Raw genomic sequence first — 22,829 nt, forward strand, 5'->3', positions numbered from 1 at the left:
TGGTATATGATATAATGCATACGATTGAGACCTGAAATGGTCGTGACGAGAGGTGACTATGGCGAATATACAGGTTTATTATGGCCCGGGAGTCGGTAAGACTTCTGCGGCGCTAGGCACTGCTATAAGAGCAGCAGCCAGTGGATCAAGCGTATACATCATACAGTTTCTTAAAGGCGCTCTTGAGGGAGACTACTGGAAGAGGCTTGAGCCGGAGATAAAGGAATTCTCCTTTGAGCGTAGCTCTCACAGCTTCAGTGAGCTTGACGATGAAGCAAAGAAGGAAGAAAAGCAGAACATCATCAATGGACTTGGCTTCGCAAAGAAGGTACTCTCCACCGGTGAATGCGATATACTTGTCCTGGATGAATTTCTGGGACTTTCCGATGAGGGAATAGTCACTGAGCAGGAGATGGTTGACGTGCTTGGCGCCGGCTCTGACTCGATGAAGGTTATCCTTACCGGAACGACTCTTCCCGCTGCAGTCAGACGGGTAAGCAGTCAGATACTAAAGATTGTAGAAGAAGATGGCAGCGAGGACTGACAGGAGGTTATGATGCCAATATTCAAGGGTGCAGGCGTAGCTATCATTACGCCTATGGATGAAGATCAGAATGTTAATTATGACAAGCTCGAGGAGATCATTGACGAGCAGATAGAGGGAGGTACCGATGCTATCGTAATAGTCGGTACCACCGGTGAGGGATCTACTCTTACAATGGAGGAGCACAGCGAGTGCATAAGAAAGGCCGTTGAGTTTACCAGACACAGGGTACCTGTCGTGGCAGGTACAGGAAGCAACTGCACCAAGACAGCTATCCAGCTGACTAAAGAGGCAGAAGAGCATGGAGCAGATGCAGCGCTTGTCGTGACTCCATACTACAATAAAACCACTCAGAAGGGACTTGTTGCACACTACAGTGCTATTGCAGATTCGACTAAGCTTCCTATCATCCTCTATAATGTACCTGGAAGGACAGGAACAAATATTGCTCCGCAGACTGTCGCTACCCTCCGCAAGACAAAGAAAAATATAGTAGGAGTAAAGGATGCAACAGCAAACCTGGCTCAGACATCTGAGATGATGCGGCTCTGTGATGGCGATCTGGAGCTCTATTCAGGTGAGGATGGACTTGTGGTCCCTATCCTTTCACTTGGCGGTATCGGTGTCATTTCTGTAGTATCAAATGTCGCTCCACACGATGTTCATGAGATGGTGATGAGCTTCTTGAACGGGGATATAGAGAAGGCAAGGAAGATGCAGCTTCGTGAGCTTCCGCTAGTGGATGCACTTTTCTGCGAGGTAAACCCTATTCCTGTGAAGACAGCTATGAATCTGATGGGAAAGAATGTCGGACCTCTTCGACTTCCTCTCTGTGAGATGGAGGAGAAGAACCTCGAGAGACTAAAGAATGCAATGAAGGATTACGGACTTCTATAAAAAAACGGCAGGCAAGCGCCTGCCGCTTTTTTTATGAAATTATTTTGCTGCGATCACCTCTCGCATATCATACATTCCGGCTTCCTTTCCGTTCAGGAACTTTGCTGCCTCAACAGCGCCTCTGGCGAAGACAGCCTTTGATGTAGCCTGATGCTTGAAGGTGATGACCTCATCCTGACCGGCGAAGATCACCTCATGTTCACCGACTATATTCCCGCCGCGGATGGATGAAATACCGATCTCTTTTGCATCTCTTTTTTCCCGTCTGTCGTGCCTGTCATAGATATAGGTGTATCTGCCATCGGCAGCATCGTTTACAGCATCGGCAAGGGCAATAGCCGTACCACTCGGGGCGTCGAGCTTCTGATTGTGGTGAGCCTCTACAATCTCTACATCGAAGCCTGCGTCTGCGAACACCCTTGTAGCCTTATCAAGCAGCTCAAACAAAGTATTGATACCAAGTGACATGTTTGCGGAGCGGAGGATGGCAACCTTTTCAGAGGCCTTTTCCACCTGTTTTATCTGTTCATCAGAAAGACCTGTGGTGCATAGAACGACAGGCGTCTGCTTGTCTACAGCGTAGTCAAGAAGCGAATCAACAGCCTTAGGGTTTGAAAAATCAATTATCACATCAGCACTGATATCACACTGGTCGAAGGATGCAAATACCGGATAGGAATTCTTCCTCTCAGTAAAGGGATCGATTCCGGCTACGATCTCGCAGTCCTCATCCCCTGCAACAATATCGGTGATAACCTGTCCCATATGGCCGTTGGCCCCGTTCATAATAATTCTTGTCATTATCCTTTTCCTTTCTGTTAAAAAGTTTTAACTTTACATCCTTATTGAAGAAAGCTCTGATTCATCCTTTTCATCGTTCTTCTCGTTGAACACATAGTCGTTTCCTGGAAGTATGGCATTCAGGATTATACCGAAAATAGCTGCAAGAGCAAGGGCAGTAAGGGTGATATGAGTGCTTCCGACCTTGAAGGTCAGACCATCAGTAAAGCCCAGACCCGTTACCAGGATGACAGCGGCAATTATAAGGTTTCTTGATTTCGTGAAATCGACATGGTTTTCGACGACATTTCTTACTCCGATAGCGGAGATCATTCCATAGAGGATAAAGCTTACCCCTCCTATGATAGCAGTCGGAAGGGTTCCTATAACCTCGGCAAACTTCGGAGAGAAGGAAAGGATCACTGCGTAGATGGCAGCAAGCCTTATCACACGAGGATCATGGACCCTTGAAAGCTCGAGCACACCGGTATTCTCGCCATAGGTAGTATTTGCAGGACCTCCGATAAGGCCGGCAAAGGCTGTAGCAAGGCCGTCTCCTATGAGTGTTCTGTGAAGACCAGGATCAGAGATGAGGTTTTCTCCAACAGTAGCTGAGATCGCCGATATATCTCCTATGTGCTCCATCATTGTGGCAATAGCTATTGGAGCCATTACCAGTATGGCTGTGATATCGAACTTGCAGATCATAAATGGCTGCAGCTGAACTACCTTAGCCTTTGCTATCTCACCGAACTGAAGTATAGCTGAGCCGTCGGCATTTGTCATGCCTGCTGCCTGAAAGATGACAGCAGCTATATAGGAGATCACTACACCCATAAGGATAGGGATGATCTTGAACATTCCCTTTCCCCATATATTAAATATCACGATCACGGCAAAGGCGATGAGAGCTAAAGGTAAGTTCTGTGAGGCATTGTTTACCGCTGAGGGAGCAAGTGAGAGGCCTATGCAGATGATTATAGGACCTGTCACCACAGGAGGCAGGAAACGCATTACCCGGTTGACTCCGACAAGCTTTATTATTAGAGCAAGCAACAGATAGAGAAGCCCGGCTATGACTATTCCTCCGCAGGCATAGGGGAGCTTTTCTCCCATTGTCATGTTCTTGTAGATGCCGGTCTTCAGATTGGCGACGGTCGCGAATCCTCCCAGAAACGCAAATGATGATCCCAGGAAGGCCGGAACCTTCATCTTTGTTATCACATGGAAGAGAAGGGTACCGACACCGGCTGCAAAGAGAGTTACCTGAATAGATAAGCCCTCACCCTTGAAATAACTATTAACCAGGATTGGGACCAGTATCGTTGCCCCGAACATGGCAAACATATGCTGAAGCCCCAACAGGAGCATCCTCGGAACGCCCAGGGTCCTGGCATCTTTTATTGCCTGCTGCTTTGTATCCATTTTGCCTCCTTTATATCGGAAAAAACTTTTTTGTACCATAGAAATTCTAAATGATTTACTGGCCATTTACAAGTGTTGACTACAGGAAAATTTCGTCTATAATATAGAGTGTTTTTTTGCGGAATATTTTAAAGGAGACAAAAGATGGAAAATTATAAGGGACTGGATAATGTAAGGGTGTTTGATCATCCTCTGATCCAGCACAAGATCTCAAGGTTAAGAGATAAGCATACAGGAACCAATGAGTTCAGACAACTGGTCGGAGAGATCGCCATGCTTGAGGGCTTTGAGGCACTTTCAGATCTGCCGCTCGAGGAGATAGAGGTCGAGACACCTATAGAGAAATGCATGACTCCTGTTATAGCCGGAAAGAAGCTGGCTGTAGTTCCTATCCTTCGAGCAGGACTCGGTATGGTAGACGGGGTACTTTCTCTGGTACCTACTGCAAAGGTAGGACATATAGGCCTTTTCAGAGATCCAGAGACTCACGAGCCTCATGAGTATTACTGCAAGCTGCCTTCTCCTATCGAGGAGCGTACCATAGTCGTAGTGGATCCAATGCTTGCGACAGGCGGATCAGGATCAGCAGCTATAGATTTCATCAAGCAGCATGGCGGAAGAAAGATCAAGTTCATGTGCATCATTGCCGCTCCGGAGGGAGTCGAGAAGCTTCATAATGACCATCCTGATGTGCAGATCTATATTGGCCATGTAGACAGAGAGCTTAATAGTGATGCCTACATCTGTCCGGGACTTGGAGACGCTGGAGATCGTATCTTCGGTACACTGTAAGGGAATTGTATGGGTATTTTTTCAAAGGATAATTCTGCGTCGACGGACGCGGATCCTCTTCATATTATTATAGTTGGCTGCGGAAAGGTAGGCCATACGCTTATTGCTCAGCTGTCCAGAGAGGGCGACGATATTACGATAATAGACGAGAGTGAGCAGAAGATAAGCGACATCACAAACCAGTATGATGTGATGGGTATAGTCGGAAACGGGGCCAGCTACAGCGTCCAGAAGGAGGCTGGGATCGATGATACAGATCTTTTAGTGGCTGTGACGGATTCAGATGAGCTGAATCTTCTTTGTTGCACTATAGCCACCCGTATAGGAAAATGCTCTGCTATAGCAAGAGTCAGGAACCCGGAGTACAGCACGGAGATCAATTATCTGCGCGACCGGCTTGGACTGGCCATGATCATAAACCCTGAGATGGAGGCGGCCATGGAGGTTGCCCGTATTCTCTATCTCCCTTCTGCGCTTGAGGTGAATACCTTTGCGCATGGAGAGGCTCAGATGATAAAGTTCCGTGTCAAGGAAGATTCCAGGATAGTAGGTAAGGCAGTGCACACTGTCGCAAGAGAGTCAAGGAATGTGCTCTTTACCACTGTCTTCCATGACGGCAGGGCCTATATACCTAACGGAGACTATATCTTCTCTCCTGGAGATACGGTATCATTTGTCACCTCAAGGCACAATGGCAAGAATGCCCTTAAGAGCCTTGGAGTGCCTACGGCAAATGTCAGGGACTGTATGATAATAGGCGGAGGCAAGGCAGCCTATTATCTGGCAGCCCAGCTCATCAGGGAGAGTATCTCGGTAAAGATAATCGAGCGCGACCAGAAGAGATGCGAGCAGCTTTCCTCCCTGCTGCCAAATGCTATTATAATAAATGGAGACGGTACAAGCGCCGATCTTCTGAAGGAGGAGGGCATAGAGACAGTAGATGCATTTGTCCCTCTTACTGGTATAGATGAGGAGAATATCCTTCTGACCCTCCATGCTAAAAGGGTATCAGAGGCAAAGGTAGTTACAAAGATCAACAGATTTGCTTTCCAGGATGTGATAGACAGTCTTGACTTAGGAAGCGTGGTCTATCCCAGGATCATAACGTCGGAGGCTATAATTGCCTATGCCAGAGCCAAGAGAGCATCGATGGATTCAAACATAGAGACTCTTTATCATATGTATAATGATACTGTAGAGGCTATAGAGTTCCGTATAGGAGCTCCTTCAGCTGTGACTGGTGTCCCGCTCAAGGATCTGAAGCTTCGGGGACATCTGATGGTATCGTTTATAAGCCGTGACGGAACGATCATCTTCCCTAAGGGAGATGATACTATAGAGGTTGGCGATACGGTGATGATAGTTACTACACATACAGGCTTCTCTGATATAGTGGATATTCTGGCATAGAGGTGACAAGTGAATCAGTCTATAATCAAATATATACTAGGAAAGGTGCTTGAGATCGTTGGCCTTCTTATGGTGATCCCGATGATCACAGGCATCATATACCATGAGGAAGAGGCCTTCTCCTATCTTTTCGTTGGAGTCCTAAGCTTTGCGATCGGGTGTTTTACGACCAGGAAAAAGCCGTCAAATACGATGTTTTATCTTAAAGAGGGTTGTGTCGTGACCTCTCTTTCATGGATCCTCATATCAGTGGTCGGGGCAATTCCCTTTATGCTGACAGGAGAGATACCTAATTTCATAGATGCCTGGTTTGAGACTGCATCAGGCTTTACGACGACAGGAGCTTCCATCCTTACTGATGTCGAGGCCATCTCTCATACATCTCTGATGTGGAGGAGCTTCACACACTGGATTGGCGGAATGGGAGTCCTTGTCTTTCTTCTGGCTGTAATACCTATGTCAGGTGGCTCCAATATAAACCTTATGAGGGCAGAATCTCCGGGTCCTTCTGTCGGAAAGCTTGTCCCTAAGATAAAGAGCTCAGCAGCAATCCTTTACAGGATCTATCTGGGAATGACTGTAGTACAGTTCGTGCTCTTAGTCATTGCGAGGATGCCGGCATTTGATGCTTTATGCATCACATTCGGTTCGGCAGGTACAGGAGGCTTCGGTGTGAGAAACGACAGCTGCGGAAGCTACAGCGCCCTGCAGCAGTGGATCACAGGTGTTTTCTGTGTCCTGTTCGGAGTGAACTTCAACTTTTATTATTTCCTCATTGCAAGAGAGCCGAAAAAAAGCTTTCGTATGGAGGAGGTCAGGGTATACTTCGGTATAATTGGAGCCTCAGTCATTATCATTTTCTTCAATATAATGGGAATGTTCAATAATGCCCTCGATGCGCTTAGAGCTGCTTTCTTTCAGGTGGGAAGCATAATCACGACAACAGGATACTCATCAGTGGATTTTGACCTGTGGCCGACTCTTTCAAAGGCCATCCTTGTGATGCTTATGTTTATCGGAGCCTGTGCGGGATCTACAGGAGGCGGATTCAAGGTATCCAGAGCCATAATCGCTTCAAAGACTGTGTTTAAGGAGGCCAACTCCTATATCCATCCGAAAAGCGTGAAGAAGATAAAGATGGATGGCGAGGTCATAGAGCATGATGTGCTGAGATCTGTAAATGTATATACGATCACATATCTGGCGATCTTTATAGTGTCTGTGCTTCTGGTATCCATTGAGGGAAAGGATCTGGTGACAAGCTTTACATCTGTTGCTGCTACCTTCAATAACATAGGACCTGGTCTCGCAAAGGTCGGACCGGCAGCCAATTATGACTGCCTGTCATATCTTTCAAAGATAGTCCTTACACTTGATATGATAGCAGGAAGGCTTGAGCTGTTTCCTCTGATCATCCTTTTTCATCCAGCTGTGTTAAAGGAGATATTCATAAGAAAGAAATGCAGCCAGAGAGCCTCATGATATCAGGCCTTCAGGTCTATATGCCTCGACAGCTTTTTTGCTATCTGGGACAGGGAGCTCATGAATTCGGATTCCTTTCCGAAGGTATCCTCGAATCTTGATTCGTCGATATTATCGAAGGCGGACTCTGACATACTCATATATCCATCGTCGTCAAATGTGACGCCAAGATCCTCCAGCTCGTCAGAATAATCGCTGGCGAGCTGTTTCATTTGCTTTATTGCGCTCTTGGAGTCTCTGCTGTTATATTTCTTAGATGACTGAATAGTATAATTATAGGAATCACAGAAGGCCTTCATTTTCTTATAGAATTCGGCCTTGCTCTCCTTGCTGTCCTCTGACTCATCACCATAGTCCTCATCAGCAAGCGATGATATGCCCTTTCTCAGGGCCTGTGTATCGGCCATTACGAGCTTGCCATATGAGGTCTCCTTACGTACTGACTGCTTCGATAATGAGGAGTCACTGGTCTTGTACAGATTCCTGAGTGTGACATTATTTGTAACTGTGAAGCTGCTCATGATTTTCTCCTTTTTAAAATGGAATACTACTTATCTATTATATCGTAGATTTACCAGATAAACTAAATACCTGTGGAAAAATTTGCTGCGATATTGTATGATAATACATAAACGCGATGTTTTATCTTTTTCTGGAAGGAGATTTAATGGAACACAAACAAAAGGTCATCGTGATCGACTTCGGCGGTCAGTACAATCAGCTTGTCGCCCGCCGTGTCAGAGAAAATCATGTTTACTGCGAGATCACATCATATCGGACCCCTCTGGACAAGATCAAGGAGATGGACCCTATGGGTATCATCCTGACCGGAGGCCCTAACAGCGTATTTGAAGAGGATTCGGCCACGGCTCCCAGGGAACTCTTTGAGCTTGGCGTGCCTGTTCTTGGGCTCTGCTACGGTGCCCAGCTCATGATGCATGTTTTAGGCGGCAGTGTGGACCATGCTCCGGAAAGAGAGTACGGCAAGACTCCGCTTACTGTCGATGATGAGAAAAGTCCGCTTTTTGCCGGCCTGCCAGAGAATTCTATTGTATGGATGAGCCATAATGATTATATAAAGACTCCGGCAGCAGGCTTTCATATCACATCCCATACTGCTAATTGTCCGGTGGCGTCTGCTGAGGATCCATCGAGAAATCTCTACGCCATCCAGTTCCATCCGGAGGTTCTTCATACTGAGTACGGCAAGCAGATATTACATAACTTCGTGATCGACGTGTGCGGATGTGCCGGTGACTGGCAGATGTCATCGTTTGCTGAAAAAACGATAGAGGAACTCCGTGAAAAAATAGGTGACGGCAAAGCTCTCTGTGCGCTTTCAGGTGGAGTCGATTCATCAGTTGCAGCAGTTCTACTCGCAAAGGCAATCGGCAAGAACCTGACCTGCGTATTCGTAGACCATGGCCTCTTACGTAAGGATGAGGGCGATATGGTATCGAAGGTTTTCGGACCTGAAGGCCCGTATGAGCTGAACTTCGTCAGGGTCAATGCCAAGGATCTCTTCTATAGCAAGCTGAAAGGCGTGACCGAGCCTGAGAAGAAGAGAAAGATAATCGGTGAGGAATTCATTCGTGTCTTCGAGCAGGAAGCTAAGAAGATTGGAAAAGTAGATTATCTGGTTCAGGGAACCATCTATCCGGATGTAGTTGAATCAGGACTCGGCGGCGAATCTGCCACGATCAAGAGTCACCACAATGTAGGAGGACTGCCTGACTATGTAGATTTCAAGGAGATAGTAGAGCCGCTACGATATCTCTTCAAGGATGAAGTGCGTAAGGTCGGCCTCCATCTCGGCATTCCTGAAGAGCTCGTAATGCGTCAGCCATTCCCGGGCCCGGGACTTGGAATCCGTATCATCGGTGACATTACTGAGGAAAAGGTGAAGATAGTCCAGGACGCCGATGCCATCTTCCGTGAGGAAATGGAGAAGGCAGGCCTCAACAAGACAGCCGGCCAGTACTTCGCAGCGCTTACTAATATGCGTTCAGTCGGCGTCATGGGCGATGAGAGAACCTATGACTATGCGATAGCGCTCCGCGCCGTGAATACAGTCGATTTCATGACAGCAGATATTGTAGAGATACCATATGAGGTGCTGAAGACAGTGACTTCAAGAATCATAAATGAAGTAAGTCATGTAAACAGAGTGCTCTATGATATCACGAGTAAGCCGCCAGGCACAATAGAATTCGAGTGAGAAAAATGTTATAATACATTTGCTTAAATATATAATATTAGTATAGAAAAACATAAAAAGCCATGAGAATAAAGTTCTCATGGCTTTTTGTCACAATAGCATAAGTTTATCCGCGACAGCACCAGTTTTGCCTGTGGAATTACAGATGATTTTCACAATAGCATAAGTGTATCCGCGACAGCACCAATTTTGCCTGTGGAATTACAGATGATTTTCACAATAGATACATTTACAGATTTACCGCACCATATAAGCATTAGTATAGTGCATGGTATTTTCACCATACGCATGAAAAAAGTCGGACGGCACCAAAATTCTGGAAAATTATTGGTACTATTACAGACGGTTTGAATCTATAGTGAAAATATCTGCTTGGTAGGAAAATTTTGTTGGTGCTGTCGTGTGTTGTACAGGCCTATAGTGAAAATATCTGCTCAGCCAGTGAAATCTTTTGGTGTTGCAATGAGTCGGATTGACCGTATAATTGGTCCAGAAAAACGTCCGCACCCCCCTTTTGTACATTTTTACTTGACAGTTAACAGAATATAAGGCCGCAAAGAAAGAGATGATGGATTACCAGATCGCAAAGTCCAATGTCGATAAGGTCAAAAGATATCAGCCGGATAAGGATGAACCTGACAGAAGCAAAACTGAAAATAAGACAAGGTAGTAATGGCAGACTGCATCAGTAGATGTGGCCTGCTTTTTTTATTTTGCATAAGAATGATGTAATTGATTAGGTGACAATGATTAACCGAAGCGAAGCGAGGTGATGCTCTGGCTGCGAAGCAGACAGATGAGAGGGGCGTGGGGAGAATCTCCCCAACGAGCGGTCTGTTTTTGTACAAACAGACATTGCTCGCAACTTGAAATATACCTTGAAAATGTCGCCTTTCAGGCGACAAAAACAAGATCAGATAAAGATAATACTGTTAAAGAATTAAAAATTGTGGATGCAATCGCAGCGTAAATCGAATATAATAGACAGAAGTAGTTATAAAAGCATGAGGAGGAATCCGATTATGTTAAATCACATGAGTTTAAGACTGGTGTGGCATAGCGATGGATGGAATGGACATATCTGTAAAAATCCTGAGGCAAACCCATATTGTGTAGGTCAGTATTCGTATCCTGGAACGCTTATAAAAGAAAATAGAAATATAGATGATGAGAAAACTCATGCAGGAGAATCCTGTGCGTCGTGTCCTGGAGTGGCAGCATGCAGTTTGAGCATTAATGCATTTGGTAAGGAAACAATTACAGCTACGGCTCAGACACCAAAGTGGTGGAATGGCAAAGCGGATCCAGCAGAGATAACATTGCCACCAGCTACAGCATGTACATGGAATTATGAAGGAATGTACAGTGAGGATGTGGTTAAACATAGCGGTGTTCAAAAGTATGATTATGACAAGCGTAAGTCAAATGCTGAAGCATATTATTCACAGTTTCAGGAGGGAAGATCTCTGATATTTTATTATGCTGGCTACAGTAACCCTTTTTCAGATGATGAATATAATGGATATGTTGGATTTGTGAGGATATATGGTTAATAAATACAGCGCCGGCAGCGTGAAATATCTGCTCTGGTTCGTTGAGACAAAGGAGACCGTTCGGCTATGTCAGGAACATAATATGTCAGAGGTCAGAGAAATCGTGATCAGAGGAAATGTCTATCAGCAGAGAGCAGAGAGCAGGATCATAAGTGAGTTCGGATGTATCAGGCGAAGGATAGAAAATACTCCGGAGGATGTGATGAATCAGATCCTCACAGCGGATGTGAGTACAGCAAAGATCATTGCGCTGATATCGGCAATGGAATCAGACAGGATGCTTTTTGAACTGGTCTATGAGCTATATGGAGAGAAGCTCAGGCTTGGAGAAGAAGAGATCACAGATGCCGATATGAACATATTCTTCGACAGAAAAATTGATCAGGATTCCACAGTGGCTGCATGGACGGAGACTACAATAAAGAAACTAAAATCTACATATATCAGATTTCTGATCGAAGCAGGAATCCTGAAAAAGGATGAGGATGACAGAAAGAAAATCGTAAGGCCGTTCATAGATGATGATCTGCGAAAGGCATTGAAAGATAATGACATGGCAAACTTCCTTTACGCATTTACAGGAGAGCGCTGATGAATTTTCAAAAAAGGATAGATGCCATCTGGCCAAGAATCTCATCAGAGGATTTTCTTGAAAACCGTGGCGGCATCAATGAGAAGAGATATTATATATTTGAATATGATCCGGTAAATGAAACTGTTATGCGCAGCACCATTCAGGATCTCAAAGATAAGAATAATCCTGACACAGATGGATTTGTGATCTGTGAATATGACATCTATGATATGGTGATCGATATTCTTGAAGAGAAGGGATACATAGATAAGTGTATCCGCTTTGAGAAGGAAAAGGGATTCCAATATGTAGAGAAAGCAGTGAAAAAAACCTTGCGTCTCACTACGGATCAGAATATGATCATCAATCGGATCGTAAAGGAGACGCCTGATAATGCAGTTGTGTTTCTTACAGGAATAGGAAAAGTATATCCTTTCGTGAGAGCACACAATCTGCTGAATACCCTGAGAGATGTGTTCCATAAATGCCCGGTCGTTATGTTCTATCCGGGCACATGGGATGGTCAGACACTAAGCCTCTTCGGGACAATGACAGATGGCAACTATTATATGGCAAAACCGCTTGTGTACAGCGAGGGAGGAAAGATCAGATGAAGATTCAGGATATGTTCCAGAAGTCGATTGATCGTGAGATCAACGGCGTAATAATGGTAGGTCAGAAGGAAAAGGAGAATGTGTATCAGGAACTCAACGAGTACGTGGTCACGGATGAGATCGACCGCTACATGAATAAGTTCTTCGATGCGTATGAGAAGGGACTGACCGGGAAGACCAGCAAAATGGGAGTGTGGATATCAGGTTTCTTTGGGAGTGGTAAATCACATTTCCTGAAAATCCTGTCATACATACTTTCAGACAAGAAAGTAAAGAATACAGATGATCCATCTGATAGCAGGATTTATTCTGCATCAGACTTCTTCATGGATGACGTTAAGGTGCCGGATAAGAAGCTCCAGGAGAAGATAAAGGATGTCGCATCCTATGCAGATGATACAGATGTGATTCTTTTCAATGTGGACTCCAAGAGTACGGCAGAGAATAAGGATGACAAGGAAGCGATAAAGAAGGTCTTCATGAAGGTCTTCAATGATTATTTGGGGTACTGCGGATCGATTCCTTTTCTTGCAGCTTTTGAGAGAAGCCTCGATGAAAAGGGCAAGTACGATGAGTTCAAAGAAAAGTTCAAAGAGATAAGTGGCGATGACTGGGTAGATGCCAGAGATGATTTCTATTTCAGCCAGGATGATATAGTAGAGGCTGTTTCTGAAATTGGAGTAATGAGTAAGGAAGCAGCAGAGAACTGGGCGAATAATGCTGAGAGCACATACAGCTTTTCGATAGAGGATTTTGCTAACTATGTGAAGTCATACTGTGACAGCAAGGGCAGTAATCATCATGTGGTATTCCTTGTGGATGAGATCGGTCAGTATATAGCAGATGACAGCAAGCTCATGGTAAATCTCCAGACAGTCACAGAGGATCTGGGGATAGCATGTCAGGGAAAGGCATGGATCGCAGTTACGAGCCAGCAGGATATCGATTCGATCACGAAGATCATCGGGGATGACTTTTCCAAGATCCAGGGACGATTTGATACAAGAGTATCACTGTCATCAGCAGATGTAGCAGAGGTCGTACAGAAGAGACTTCTCGAGAAAAAGCCTGAGGTCTCAGAGAGATTAAAGCCTATATATGAGCGCTATAAGAATACGATAGAGAATAATATCACGTTCAGCGAAGGTACACCTCATATGCCTTTGTATTCGGATGCAGAGAATTTCGCGGATGTGTACCCATTTGTGCCGTACCAGTTCAAGCTATTAGGAGAGGTGCTCACCGCGATCAGACAGTACAGTTCCAGCGGAAAAAATACATCTGATGGTGAGAGATCGATGCTTGCCTACACCCAGATAGCTGCAAGGAAGTATGAAGATCAGGATTCCGATATCCTGATTCCTTTTGATGCATTCTATGATAGGGCGGATGATGATGTGGATCACCAGCACAGGGTAGTGATATCGGAGGCAATGAAGAATCCGAGGCTTAACGACTTTGATGTCAGTCTCCTGAAGGTTCTTTTTATGATAAAGCATGTCCGCAATTTCCAGGGGACAGCTCAGAACTTTACGACACTTATGATCTCCAGGCTCGATCAGGATATGCCTGAGCTGCATAAGACAGTTGATGAATCTCTTCGCAGGCTCTGTGATGAGCTTCTGGTACAGCGCAACGGAGATCTGTATGTGTTCCTGACGAATGAGGAGCAGGAAGCAGAGAACAGGATCCGGAATATAAATGTCGATACCAAGGTGACACAGCAGTATATAGCTGCTACTGCATTTGAGGAGATCATTGCATTCCCGAATAGTAAATACAGGTATAGCAACCGTTATTCGTTCTCATTCAATACAGAGCTTGATGACAGGATCATCAAGAATAATAACAGCGATATTTCCTTGCATCTGTACACGGCATTCAGTGGAGAACTCAACGACCAGGCACTGTCAATGCTTTCAATGAATGAGCAGGCGGTAATAGTGAAGCTGGATGATACCCAGCCATACATTTCAGAAGTCGAGATGATGGAGAAGATTCAGGCATTCCTCGAAAGTCCGGAGAATTCTACACTCACAGACTTTGAAATCATCAAGGCTACCAAGCAGAAGGAGAGACTTGATTTCTCTAAAAGAGCAAGGGAGTATATCAGGGAAGCTCTGGAGAATTCGACTATATTTGTCAGAGGGGCAAAGCTCAATATTAAGACAAAGAAGGTACAGGAGCGTATAGGAGAGGGTTTCAGAAAGCTTATCGACAGCGTATACAGCAAGCTCAAGAATATGAAGTCTGAGCCTACACAGGAGACAATCCGTGAAGTCCTGAAGAAGAATAATAATTATGTTCAGGTCTCGTTCGGAGGTGTGGACAAGGATCCGGATGAGGAGGCTCTGAATGACCTTCTTTCTGCAGTTCAGTTTAATAGCAATCAGGGAATAAGGACTTCTCTGAAGCAGCTTTTTGACCAGTTCGGGAAGGCTCCGTATGGATATACTGAGGAAGATATAGAATATCTGGTTGCAGTACACTATAAGAAGGGACATATATCATTCAAGCTGAACAGTGTGATCCATACACCGGCATCGACTACTGCTGATGAGGCGTACAAGTATCTGACTCAGAGAGGGTATAGGGAGACGCTTCTTATAGAGCTTAAGCAGACACCGAAGAAGGCGTGGGTGAAGTCTGTAAAGGATGTAATCCATGACTTCTTTGGACATGCTGCAATAACTGATGACTCAGATGCCCTGATGCGTGATTTCAAGACATACTGTGAGACATTTCATTCCAGGATAGAAAAGACACTTGCTAGTGATTATATTGGTGATTCTCCACTCCCTGGAAAGGAGACTCTTAATAAAGCGCTCAGAATGACAGACGAGATAAATGCTATTCAGGATCCTATGACATTCTATCAGAGAGTGGATGAACTGGCAGACGATTTCAAGGCGGTTGCTCTTGATATGGCAGACCTTAAGAATTTCCTTGAGGGCACTCAGAAGAATAAGTTCCTGAGTGCATACAAAGCTCTGAAGATATATGAGGCCAGCAAGAACTATATTTCTGATCAGGAGATAATAGACTATGCAAACCAGATCAGGAAGATAATTAAGAACAACAAGCCATACAGTTTTATAAAAAAGCTGGAGCAGTATGATCAGGAGCTCACCAGTTCTATCATGGATCTTCTTCAGAAGTATGAAGAGGCTATCAGACCACAGGTATATGATGATTTCAAGACAGCTCTTGATGCAGTGATTGCGGACAGGCCGTATACTGACAGACTCAAGGAATCTTTCTCTGAGAAGTTCAATGATCTTCTTGAAAAGCTGTCCCATACAAGTGATATCGCATCGATGAATGGCATACCGACTGAGAGTACAGCCCTGTTGGATAAGTGCCTGAGAGAAAATGACGCAGCAGAGGCAGCATATCAGGCAAGCATTATTCCGCCGAAGCCACCGACGGGCGGAGGTATTGATCCGCAGCCACCAAAGCCGCCTGTCCATAAGCCTCCAAAGACAGTGACGATGAGGATGCTGACCCACAACAAGACATACAGGATCAAGACAAAGGATGATGTGGAAAAGTTCCTTGATGAGATGCGCAAGTCTCTAATGGAGCAGCTGGATGATGATACCACGATCAATCTGAGCTGATTACGAAGCCCGGGGCCGCGGGAGGCCCCAATGACTCTCCTTTAATTTTGAATAAAAGACGTGCAGTCCGTATGATTGCACGTTTTTTTGCTATAATGCCTAAACACGTTCGTTGGATTATTGCAAATTGTTAATAATCTGTATATAGGGGATGCCTGAAATATATAAATACAAAATATAGAATTATACTTGACAAAATGATAATGTGCTGTTAATATAGATTCGTAGACAAAGGAGATTTACAGGAGGAAAGCACGATGAAGCAGATAGGAGAAAGGATTAAAGCGTTGTTAAGCAGGAAAGGGATGACTCAGAAAGAGCTTGCTATCAGGACAGGGTGCACTGAGGCCGCGATATCTCACTATATAAAAGGTGACAGAACACCAAGATCAAGCGTCCTTGCGAAGATGGCGATTGCGCTCGATACTACATCAGAATATCTTCTTGAGGGTATACCTGTGGATAAACAGTCAGAGCTGGGATATGCGAAGAAGCTGATAGCCAGAAATGTGAATCAGATGTCTTCAAAGGATAAAAAAGAGTTTATTGATATTCTAATGGGAGATGACGATGAATAAGGAAGTATGGAAGCTTTCCGATGAGAAGTATGAATTTATCAAAGGGGAGGTCGTGCATATATTTGAGATGTATGAGATCAGATGCATACCTGTATCAGGCTTTGAGATTGCCATAAAAATGGGGATAACTCTGATCCCTTATTCAGCATTATCAAGGAGAAAATTAAAAGCGGCACGGACGATAAGTGAAGACGGTTTCTTTTGTGAGAATGGTGGTAAGGAGATTATTTTTTATAATGACATGGACTATAAATATGACAGGCAGAACTTTACGATCTTGCATGAAATAGGTCATATAGTCCTTGATCATACTGGACGTGGAGAGCATGAGGAGGATGAAGCAAATTTTTTTGCAAAATATGCAATAGCTCCTCCGATACTTGTAGACAAGATCAATCCCAGAAGCTGGCTGGATATTTATGACAGGTTCAATATCAGTGAAACTGCTGCCGCATATGCATATCGGTACTATCTGAAGTGGAAAGGACACCACAAGCTGCAGAAGACCTATACCGATTATGAAAACAGGCTGCTTCAATACTACGACAGATATGGTGGAGGTGATGCCTATGAGCGTGTGATCTGAGAATAAAAAACACTTCTTAAATTGCTACCAACAATTTAGGAAGTGTCATAGGCGGAACAGGCACGAATGCTAGTCCTTTTTGAATGTATATAGCATTTTAGCATAGATTTTCCGTCTATACAAGAGAAACTTTTGGTTTTTTGTTTAAGCCATATAATTGGCGGAAAGGAAGGCAGAATGCTTTCGTTAATTGATAGTATTGAATCTTCCTGTCATTATAGGACAGGGGGGTTCAGTAATGGGGACGACTAAAACAGGACGAACTCTTAATACTAAAGGAGCAGCTGGTGTTGCAAGTCAGTTTGCTGTTGTACATTCTAACGAGGGAACGTATACACACCCGATGCCAGGTGACCATATACGTCTTGTAAGTGGTGGACATGGCCAGACTGGTATAAATGAACTTGATAAATACGGGATAGAATATCACATCGTGAAGACCTATCCGAACGGAGTGAGAGTTGGAAATGTTCCAAATCACAGAAATCCCCGGAAACGGAAAGGAACAGGCCAGGCATGGTTTCCAAGAAATTGGACAAGCAGAGATATACGGCACGCAGGAGAGCATGTTGCCAATTTGCGAGGGAATCGACACAGTAAGAATGGAGAAGCCGTATACGGAATCTGGAAAGGAGTCCGTGTTGGTGTTATCAGGACAAATGGCAAGATTGCTACCATTTTTCCAGATTCAAAACAACCATACAGGAAAGGAAAAAAATAATGGATATAAAGAAATTTAGAGAAGTAATCGCCAGGAGAGAGTATGCAGAGAAAATAAGTCAGGGTGAGTGGTATGATGAGATTGCCAGATGTAATAAACTGGAAACGGATATCCTTTCAGAAGATATTCCTTCTACCATTGATTTTCTCAGAAATGACTGTACCCCAGATGAATATTCATGGATTAGTGAGGTTATAGATGACATCGCGGAGAAGACTAACAGTCGCGAGCTGGTTGACTGCTATAAAAATCTTATGAGCAAATTCTCTGAGGAATGTGAAAAGTATAATATAGCAGGCAGCATTGAATCTGCAGATGAAATCCTTGACTGGAGGAAAAAACATGGCAAAAATTGAGAATCTTGTTGATGAAGGCTTCAGGGTGTCTCTTGTTGAAACTGCCTTCTTCGATGGAGATCTCGAGATTCCCCATATAGATGCTCCGAAGGAGATCATAATCCCATCGGGTATGGTTCCTTTCTCCAAAAGAAATAGAGGCGTCCCGACAGATTTTGTGTGTTTCTATGAAAATGATATCAATTTCAGGGATGTGCTTACGAAGACAGAAGAATTCAAAGATGATCTCGGTAGATTTGCCGGAATTATATCTCCGGACTGTTCACTGTATATTGATGCACCGTTGATAGTACAGTTAGCGGATATCTATCTGAATAGAGCCGTCGGATATTATTATAGCAATCAGGGAATATACGTTGTACCAAATATACGTTGGGGCGATGAGAGAACTTATACTGATGAAATATTTAGTGAACCACCTGCATTTCTTGGCGTTGATAAGAACAGCATTGTTTCAATTGGCACATATGGGCAGATAAAGGCTGCAGAATCAAAGAAATATTTCAGAGAAGGCCTGATATCCATGCTTGATTTTCTTAGCCCACAGGTTGTGCTAGTGTATGGTCCGATGAATAGAAAAATCTTTGAAGGTTTGAGTGGAAGAACTTGTTTTGTGCAGTTTGACGATTGGACTACAAGGCAGCATAAATATGTGGCAATGATATCTCCTTAATGGTAAAATATGAGTGTTAGCTACTGACAAAAATAAGAGTTATGGAGATATAAGAGATGGGTGACGGAAAGAAGCTGAACAAGTCTGCAATCAAGAATTTCGCAATGTATGCCAGGGAGACGCTGATGGAATCTGCGAGGTCTAAGGCAGCAAACTATGGGGTTCGGGCAGATGGGATCAGTGATCCGGTTCAGAAGGGACCGGACTTCGAGATATATGATACAGAGGCGGGAGCAGAGAATCAGATCTTCGGGGATGACATCAAGAAGAGGAGAAATCTCGTAAAAGCAGTAAAGGAAAAGGGCTATGATGCTGTGATAGAGGAGACCGCATATACCTGGTTCAACCGTCTCATCGCCATCCGCTTCATGGAGGTAAATGGATATCTGCCATCGAGGACACGTGTGCTCTCATCCGACACAGGAAATACCACCCCTGATATCATCAATGACTACATGGATATAGATCTCGGAATGTCAGATGAATCACTGACCGAGGTAGCTCAGGATATCAGAGACAATCACTATGATGCTGCTTTCCAGACGCTCTTCATTGCACAGTGCAATAAGCTGAACGACATCCTTCCGGGACTCTTCGAAAAAACAGATGACTATATGGAGTTGCTGCTCGAACTGCCATACACGGTGGACGGAGTAGTAAAGACTCTCATCGGCACAGTGCCTGAGGATGATTTCAATATAGAAAAGGAAGGTCAGATCGAGATCATCGGCTGGCTCTATCAGTATTACAATACGCAGCCGAAGGCCGATGCCTTTGCGAAAAAAGGAAAGATCACAAAGGATGAGATTCCGGCTGTGACACAGCTCTTTACTCCTGACTGGATAGTGAGATACATGGTCGAGAACAGTGTAGGCCGTATCTGGATAGAACATCTGCGTGCAAATGATCCGACCGCAGATGAGAAGGAGATAGCCGAGCACTTTGGGTGGAAATATTATCTCCCAGAGGTAGAGCAGGAACCGGAGGTACAGGCAAAGCTCGACGCCATATACGCCGAGAGAAAAGACATCACACCTGAGGACATCACAGCTATCGATCCGTGCATGGGCAGCGGCCACATCCTGGTGTATCTGTTTGAGGTTCTGATGCAGATATACAGGGAAGACGGATACACGGAGCGTGATGCAGCAAGTCTCATCATTGAGAAAAATCTATACGGACTCGACATAGACGACCGGGCATACCAGTTGTCCTATTTTGCTGTAATGATGAAGGCCAGACAGTACAATCCTCTGATCCTGAAGATGGATCCGAAGCCGCAGCCACATGTATATTCAATCCAGGAGAGCAATTCCATCAATCGTGATCAGCTGCAGTTCTTCGGGAGCACTCTGTCCTCTGATGAAAAAAGTACCGCGCTCTCACAGATGACAGCTCTCCTCGGGGTATTCGAGGATGCAAAGGAATACGGCTCCATCCTTCAGATGCCGGAGCTCGACTGGAATCTGCTCGACAGATTTGTATCGTCATACGACGATTCCGGCCAGATAAATATGTTCACGAATATGGGACTGGATGAGGTGCAGAAGAAACTCACTCAGCTCGTAAATATAGGAGAGATACTGGGTTCAAAGTATGATGTCGCAGTGACGAATCCGCCATATATGGCAGGTGGAAGCATGGACGCGGAGCTGTCGAAATATGTGAAAAAGAACTACCCAGACAGCAAGGCAGACCTCTTTGCTGTATTCATGGAAAGATGCAGCCGTTTTGTAAAAGCAGACGGCTATCAGGCAATGATTACCATGCATTCATGGATGTTCCTATCGAGCTTCGAGAAGCTTCGTGAAAAAATCCAGAATGTCACAATAGTAAATATGGCACACCTTGGAGCAAGAGCATTTGAAGAAATCGGTGGCGAAGTAGTCCAGACGACAAGCTTCGTATTCAGAAAGACACTGATGAAGGAATATAAGGGGACATTCTGCCGGCTGATAGAACCAAAGAGCCAGGATGGGAAAGAGGAGATGTTTCTGAGTGAGGATAATAGATTTCAAGTTTCGCAACAGAACTTTGATAAAATACCAAGTAGACCAATAGCATATTGGGCCAGTAATAATATTTTGCAGGATTACTCAATCGGTAAACGATTAGATAAAATAATTGACATAAGACAAGGCATAAAAACTGCGGATAAAGATAGGTTCTTAAGGCTGTGGCCGGAAGTGGAAAAAAATAAAATCACATTGAGTGAAACTGGAAATAAAAAGTGGTTCCCTTGCAACAAAGGTGGTTCTTATAGACTATGGTATGGCAATAATGATTACATAGTTAATTGGGAAAATGATGGATATGAGATTCGCAATTTTAAAGATGAAAAGGGTAATTTAAAATCAAGGCCGCAAAACTTACAGTACATGTTAAGAAAAGGACTTACATATTCGAATATAAGTACCACTGCTTTTGCAGTTAGATATAGTCCAAAAGGGCACATTTATGACGCGGCAGGTTCTGGAATGTTCTCTGGAAATGACGATCTTCTTTTATATGCATTTGGTTTTCTTGTATCAAAAGTGGCATATGAAATTACAAAAATAAGCAGTCCAACAATGTCTTTTGAAGTGGGGCAACTTAGTACACTGCCATTTATTTATAATGAGCATAAAAAGGCAATCATTAATGATATTGTTAAGATTAATGTTAATACTTCAAAAAGTGATTGGGACAGTTACGAGACTTCTTGGGACTTCAATGGCAGCCCACTTATTTTCGATATAGAGGATTCTGTGCCTGAAAATTTTGATGCGTATGGTGATAGCAATGATGAAAATACTGAACTATCTGCCTCAGACCTCGAACCTCAGACCTCACACCTGTGCACTGCTTCCTATACCCTAACCCCTCGCCCCTATACCCTCATCTCTGACTGCTACGCCCAATGGAAGCACACCTGCAACTCCCGCTTCGATGCGCTCAAGGCGAATGAGGAAGAGCTGAACCGTATTTTCATAGATATCTACGGACTTCAGGACGAGCTGACACCAGAAGAGAGTGACAAGGACGTGACCGTACACAGGATCTACGACACGAAGGAAGAAGTGCCGGAGTCCATGCAGGGCAGCAACTATGTGAGGACAAAGAGAGATGAGATAGTGTCATTCATCTCGTATGCGGTAGGATGCATGTTTGGCAGGTATCGTCTGGACAAACCGGGGCTCGCATTCGCAGGTGGTGACTGGAAGGAGTATCTGAAGGAAAATCCGTACCCGAATGATACAGATACCGGTGTCTCGGATCTCGAACCTCAGACCACGGACCTCTCGCAGCTCACCTTTTTACCAGATGAGGATGCCATCATACCAATCACCGACGAGAATTACAGCTTCAAGGATGATATAGTTGCACGATTCAGGGACTTCGTGAGGATAGTATATGGAGAAGATACGCTTGCAGAGAATATGGAGTTCATAGCAGAGGCACTCGGCAATAAAGGAACTACATCAGATGATGTGATCAGGAATTACTTTGTGAATGATTTTTACAAGGATCATTGCAACACATATTCTGTCACAGGTTCCGGTAAGCGCCCGATATACTGGCTCTTCGATTCCGGGAAGACGAACGGATTCAAGGCACTCATCTACATGCACAGATACACACCTGATACCGTAGGCCTTGTGAGATCGAAGTATCTGCACATGGTGCAGGGAGCCATAGAGAATGCGAAGCAGAATGCGGAGTACATCATCTCCACATCGAATTCAGCTACAGAGAAGGCACAGGCTACAAAGAAGCGTGACAAGTATGTGAAGCAGCTCACGGAGATGCGTCCGTACTATCAGGCTCTTTCGCATATTGCACTTCAGAAGCTCTCCATCGACCTCGATGACGGCGTGAAGCACAACTACGCCCTGTTCCAGGGAGTCGAAGTGTCATCAGAAGGCAAGAAGCCAAAGAAGATAGACCTGCTAGCAAAGATATGATCTGCTGTAAAATAAGTTGCAATATTATGATACAAATTATATAATAAATAAAACAGCAAGTG

At 44.4% G+C, this 22,829-nt stretch carries 19 protein-coding genes; 16 read left to right on the forward strand and 3 right to left on the reverse strand.

Annotated features, from left to right (window positions below):
* Window positions 1-58 precede the first annotated feature (58 nt).
* Both ACTNCK_RS07995 and dapA read left to right on the forward strand, forming a co-directional pair.
* On the forward strand, window positions 59-544 hold the full coding sequence (locus tag ACTNCK_RS07995) for a cob(I)yrinic acid a,c-diamide adenosyltransferase (RefSeq protein ID WP_441081980.1): 486 nt from the start codon (window positions 59-61) through the stop codon (window positions 542-544).
* Window positions 545-556: 12 nt separating this feature from the next.
* On the forward strand, window positions 557-1,441 hold the full coding sequence (gene dapA / locus ACTNCK_RS08000; protein WP_441081981.1) for a 4-hydroxy-tetrahydrodipicolinate synthase: 885 nt from the start codon (window positions 557-559) through the stop codon (window positions 1,439-1,441).
* A gap of 39 nt (window positions 1,442-1,480) precedes the next feature.
* Here dapA and dapB read toward each other — a convergent pair whose 3' ends face one another.
* Together dapB and ACTNCK_RS08010 are read right to left on the reverse strand one after the other, a co-directional pair.
* Entirely contained in the window at window positions 1,481-2,242 is a 762-nt protein-coding gene (dapB, locus tag ACTNCK_RS08005) for a 4-hydroxy-tetrahydrodipicolinate reductase (protein ID WP_441081982.1), read from the reverse strand.
* 33 nt (window positions 2,243-2,275) lie between these two features.
* Window positions 2,276-3,646 (reverse strand): uracil-xanthine permease family protein, encoded by a 1,371-nt coding sequence (locus ACTNCK_RS08010; protein ID WP_441081983.1) that lies wholly within the window; start codon window positions 3,644-3,646, stop codon window positions 2,276-2,278.
* Window positions 3,647-3,808: 162 nt separating this feature from the next.
* On the opposite strand from ACTNCK_RS08010, the gene upp reads away from it, so the two are divergent.
* From upp to ACTNCK_RS08025, 3 genes are read left to right on the forward strand one after another with little or no spacing between them, the layout of a single operon-like run.
* Window positions 3,809-4,438, forward strand: coding sequence for a uracil phosphoribosyltransferase (gene upp, locus ACTNCK_RS08015; protein WP_441082005.1), 630 nt, complete (start codon window positions 3,809-3,811; stop codon window positions 4,436-4,438).
* 9 nt (window positions 4,439-4,447) lie between these two features.
* Window positions 4,448-5,848, forward strand: coding sequence for a Trk system potassium transporter TrkA (gene trkA / locus ACTNCK_RS08020; RefSeq protein WP_441081984.1), 1,401 nt, complete (start codon window positions 4,448-4,450; stop codon window positions 5,846-5,848).
* Between the two features lie 9 nt (window positions 5,849-5,857).
* On the forward strand, window positions 5,858-7,330 hold the full coding sequence (locus ACTNCK_RS08025; protein ID WP_441081985.1) for a TrkH family potassium uptake protein: 1,473 nt from the start codon (window positions 5,858-5,860) through the stop codon (window positions 7,328-7,330).
* A gap of 2 nt (window positions 7,331-7,332) precedes the next feature.
* On the opposite strand, the gene ACTNCK_RS08030 is transcribed toward ACTNCK_RS08025, so the two are convergent.
* Window positions 7,333-7,851: a hypothetical protein gene (locus ACTNCK_RS08030; protein ID WP_441081986.1), complete on the reverse strand. Its 519-nt coding sequence runs from the start codon at window positions 7,849-7,851 to the stop codon at window positions 7,333-7,335.
* Between the two features lie 146 nt (window positions 7,852-7,997).
* Between ACTNCK_RS08030 and guaA the strand changes: the two genes are divergently transcribed.
* The 11 genes from guaA to pglX all read left to right on the forward strand — a co-directional run bounded on the left by guaA (window position 7,998) and on the right by pglX (window position 22,767).
* Window positions 7,998-9,548, forward strand: a complete 1,551-nt coding sequence (gene guaA, locus ACTNCK_RS08035) for a glutamine-hydrolyzing GMP synthase (protein WP_441081987.1) — start codon at window positions 7,998-8,000, stop codon at window positions 9,546-9,548.
* A gap of 1,022 nt (window positions 9,549-10,570) precedes the next feature.
* Window positions 10,571-11,101, forward strand: a complete 531-nt coding sequence (locus ACTNCK_RS08040; RefSeq protein WP_441081988.1) for a hypothetical protein — start codon at window positions 10,571-10,573, stop codon at window positions 11,099-11,101.
* Window positions 11,094-11,693, forward strand: coding sequence for a DUF1819 family protein (locus ACTNCK_RS08045; RefSeq protein WP_441081989.1), 600 nt, complete (start codon window positions 11,094-11,096; stop codon window positions 11,691-11,693). Before ACTNCK_RS08040 ends, ACTNCK_RS08045 begins: the two co-directional genes overlap by 8 nt.
* A complete protein-coding gene (locus tag ACTNCK_RS08050) occupies window positions 11,693-12,289 on the forward strand; it encodes a DUF1788 domain-containing protein (RefSeq protein WP_441081990.1) in 597 nt (198 codons plus the stop codon). The genes ACTNCK_RS08045 and ACTNCK_RS08050 overlap by 1 nt, the downstream gene beginning before the upstream one ends.
* A complete protein-coding gene (gene brxC / locus ACTNCK_RS08055; protein WP_441081991.1) occupies window positions 12,286-15,909 on the forward strand; it encodes a BREX system P-loop protein BrxC in 3,624 nt (1,207 codons plus the stop codon). Before ACTNCK_RS08050 ends, brxC begins: the two co-directional genes overlap by 4 nt.
* A 257-nt stretch (window positions 15,910-16,166) precedes the next feature.
* Window positions 16,167-16,487: a helix-turn-helix domain-containing protein gene (locus tag ACTNCK_RS08060; RefSeq protein ID WP_441081992.1), complete on the forward strand. Its 321-nt coding sequence runs from the start codon at window positions 16,167-16,169 to the stop codon at window positions 16,485-16,487.
* Window positions 16,480-17,073: an ImmA/IrrE family metallo-endopeptidase gene (locus ACTNCK_RS08065; RefSeq protein ID WP_441081993.1), complete on the forward strand. Its 594-nt coding sequence runs from the start codon at window positions 16,480-16,482 to the stop codon at window positions 17,071-17,073. Before ACTNCK_RS08060 ends, ACTNCK_RS08065 begins: the two co-directional genes overlap by 8 nt.
* Before the next feature lie 238 nt (window positions 17,074-17,311).
* Complete coding sequence (locus tag ACTNCK_RS08070) at window positions 17,312-17,794, forward strand: EndoU domain-containing protein (RefSeq protein ID WP_441081994.1); 483 nt, start codon at window positions 17,312-17,314, stop codon at window positions 17,792-17,794.
* A complete protein-coding gene (locus tag ACTNCK_RS08075; protein WP_441081995.1) occupies window positions 17,794-18,150 on the forward strand; it encodes a hypothetical protein in 357 nt (118 codons plus the stop codon). Before ACTNCK_RS08070 ends, ACTNCK_RS08075 begins: the two co-directional genes overlap by 1 nt.
* On the forward strand, window positions 18,137-18,823 hold the full coding sequence (locus ACTNCK_RS08080; protein ID WP_441081996.1) for a DUF4417 domain-containing protein: 687 nt from the start codon (window positions 18,137-18,139) through the stop codon (window positions 18,821-18,823). The genes ACTNCK_RS08075 and ACTNCK_RS08080 overlap by 14 nt, the downstream gene beginning before the upstream one ends.
* Before the next feature lie 56 nt (window positions 18,824-18,879).
* Window positions 18,880-22,767, forward strand: a complete 3,888-nt coding sequence (gene pglX, locus ACTNCK_RS08085) for a BREX-1 system adenine-specific DNA-methyltransferase PglX (protein WP_441081997.1) — start codon at window positions 18,880-18,882, stop codon at window positions 22,765-22,767.
* The last annotated feature ends 62 nt before the right edge of the window (window positions 22,768-22,829 follow it).

The sequence above is a fragment of the Candidatus Weimeria sp. HCP3S3_B5 genome (assembly GCF_052064335.1).
Taxonomy (GTDB): Bacteria; Bacillota; Clostridia; order Lachnospirales; family Lachnospiraceae; genus Weimeria.

Coding starts and splice junctions, on each gene's coding strand:
- ACTNCK_RS07995 (WP_441081980.1), top strand. CDS start 59: ATGGCGAATATACAGGTTTATTATGGCCCGGGAGTCGGTAAGACTTCT.
- dapA (WP_441081981.1), top strand. CDS start 557: ATGCCAATATTCAAGGGTGCAGGCGTAGCTATCATTACGCCTATGGAT.
- dapB (WP_441081982.1), bottom strand. CDS start 2,242: ATGACAAGAATTATTATGAACGGGGCCAACGGCCATATGGGACAGGTT.
- ACTNCK_RS08010 (WP_441081983.1), bottom strand. CDS start 3,646: ATGGATACAAAGCAGCAGGCAATAAAAGATGCCAGGACCCTGGGCGTT.
- trkA (WP_441081984.1), top strand. CDS start 4,448: ATGGGTATTTTTTCAAAGGATAATTCTGCGTCGACGGACGCGGATCCT.
- ACTNCK_RS08030 (WP_441081986.1), bottom strand. CDS start 7,851: ATGAGCAGCTTCACAGTTACAAATAATGTCACACTCAGGAATCTGTAC.
- guaA (WP_441081987.1), top strand. CDS start 7,998: ATGGAACACAAACAAAAGGTCATCGTGATCGACTTCGGCGGTCAGTAC.
- ACTNCK_RS08040 (WP_441081988.1), top strand. CDS start 10,571: ATGTTAAATCACATGAGTTTAAGACTGGTGTGGCATAGCGATGGATGG.
- ACTNCK_RS08045 (WP_441081989.1), top strand. CDS start 11,094: ATGGTTAATAAATACAGCGCCGGCAGCGTGAAATATCTGCTCTGGTTC.
- ACTNCK_RS08050 (WP_441081990.1), top strand. CDS start 11,693: ATGAATTTTCAAAAAAGGATAGATGCCATCTGGCCAAGAATCTCATCA.
- brxC (WP_441081991.1), top strand. CDS start 12,286: ATGAAGATTCAGGATATGTTCCAGAAGTCGATTGATCGTGAGATCAAC.
- ACTNCK_RS08060 (WP_441081992.1), top strand. CDS start 16,167: ATGAAGCAGATAGGAGAAAGGATTAAAGCGTTGTTAAGCAGGAAAGGG.
- ACTNCK_RS08065 (WP_441081993.1), top strand. CDS start 16,480: ATGAATAAGGAAGTATGGAAGCTTTCCGATGAGAAGTATGAATTTATC.
- ACTNCK_RS08070 (WP_441081994.1), top strand. CDS start 17,312: ATGGGGACGACTAAAACAGGACGAACTCTTAATACTAAAGGAGCAGCT.
- ACTNCK_RS08075 (WP_441081995.1), top strand. CDS start 17,794: ATGGATATAAAGAAATTTAGAGAAGTAATCGCCAGGAGAGAGTATGCA.
- ACTNCK_RS08080 (WP_441081996.1), top strand. CDS start 18,137: ATGGCAAAAATTGAGAATCTTGTTGATGAAGGCTTCAGGGTGTCTCTT.
- pglX (WP_441081997.1), top strand. CDS start 18,880: ATGGGTGACGGAAAGAAGCTGAACAAGTCTGCAATCAAGAATTTCGCA.